This is a genomic window from Micrococcus sp. MS-ASIII-49 (genome assembly GCF_000946635.1).
Lineage (GTDB): Bacteria > Actinomycetota > Actinomycetes > Actinomycetales > Micrococcaceae > Micrococcus > Micrococcus luteus.
Window position 1 is genome coordinate 1 of record NZ_JXSP01000022.1, and the last position, 1,335, is coordinate 1,335.

Consider the following 1,335-nt stretch of genomic DNA (forward strand, 5'->3'; position numbering starts at 1 on the left):
GGGGAGTCGCCGGGCCGTCGGGGCGGACCGGGTACCGGGTGCCCGGGCCGTCCGCGGCGGCGGTGGTGTGGCGGGAGTGGTTCGTGGTCATGGGGCCCTCCTGTGGTCGATGCCCTGGGCCGGTGGCCCGGCCCGCCTCGGAGGCTCTGTGGGGGCCGTCCGACCGGACGTTGTGAAGCAAGCTTGACAGTCAAGTGACCTTGTCGTCAAGGGAGCTTGACGCCGGGGCCCGCGCGAACTCCTCCCACGTCGTGGGCGGGGTCAGCCCGAGCCAGGCAGGCTCGAGACGGAACCCGAGGGCCGCGTTCATCCGCAGGGACGCCGCGTTGGACTCGGCGCCGCCGGTTCCCCACTCGCGCCCACCGCGGGCATGGGTCGCCAGGACGGTCGCCGCCTTGACGGCCTTCGCCACGCCACGGTTCTCGTGCTCGGCCGCGACCGCGGTGCGGTCGACCTCCCACCGGGCAGGGGAGCGGAACGTCAGGGTGAATCCGATGAGCACGCCTCCCTCGAAGGCCCCCACGGCGAGCCCCTCTGGGGTGGACAGTCGGGCCTCGAGGTCGTCCGGCAGCGGCTCGTGACGGGAGCCGTCGGTGTGCGGGAATCGGGGAGCCGCTTCCTCGTCGAGGGCGCGCAGGGCAGGCAGGTCGACGGCGGTCAGTCTCCGCACCTCGATTCCCCGCGCTTCGGCCGCCGCGATGTGGCCACGGTAGGGCGCCAGGTCGGCGTCGTCGTCGAGGTGGAGGCGCGCGCCCCAGGAGCGGGATCGCACGCTCCACCCGGCGTCGAGCAGCGCAGCGGCCTCGGCCGAGTCTTCGCGGTGCACGCGGGCGTCCGCCCGTGGGTCGGTCACGGGGGTGAGCATCGAGCACGGGATGTGCCCGGAGGCGGCCCCGCCCGGATAGACGTGCGGGAACTCGGCCGAGTGGGGATCGGAGGGGTCTCCCGGCTCGCGCCGCACCCGCAGGCCGGCCCCCGCCAGTTCGTCCTCGTCCAGGCCGCAGACGAACGCGTCCGGCCGGTCCGGGTAGATCGCCGCGCCGACGACTCCTACCTGGGCGGCGTCGTCGGAGGCGTGGAGGAAGCCGACGTCGTCGATCGAGGCGCCGCGCGTCGACGCCGTGTAGCGGCCGGTGCGACGCGCGGCGGCCCAGTCCTCCGGGAGGGTGATGTGCAGGATCATGGCGCGAGGCTATCGGCCTCGGCGTCGACGCCACCCCTCCGGCTGCCCATCGCGGGTTGAGTTATCGGGGGTGTGGGGCGGCGGCACCCGCGACAACCCAACCAGCGTTGCAGGGCCGCCCCGGGCATGACGACGGCCCGGCGTCTCCGCGG

The 1,335-nt window shown here is 74.6% G+C and carries 1 protein-coding gene; it reads right to left on the bottom strand.

Annotated features, from left to right (window positions below; all coding sequences use genetic code 11):
* Window positions 1–190: 190 nt before the first annotated feature.
* Entirely contained in the window at window positions 191–1,183 is a 993-nt protein-coding gene (locus tag SJ20_RS01470; protein WP_044658687.1) for a GNAT family N-acetyltransferase, read from the bottom strand.
* Between the last annotated feature and the right edge of the window lie 152 nt (window positions 1,184–1,335).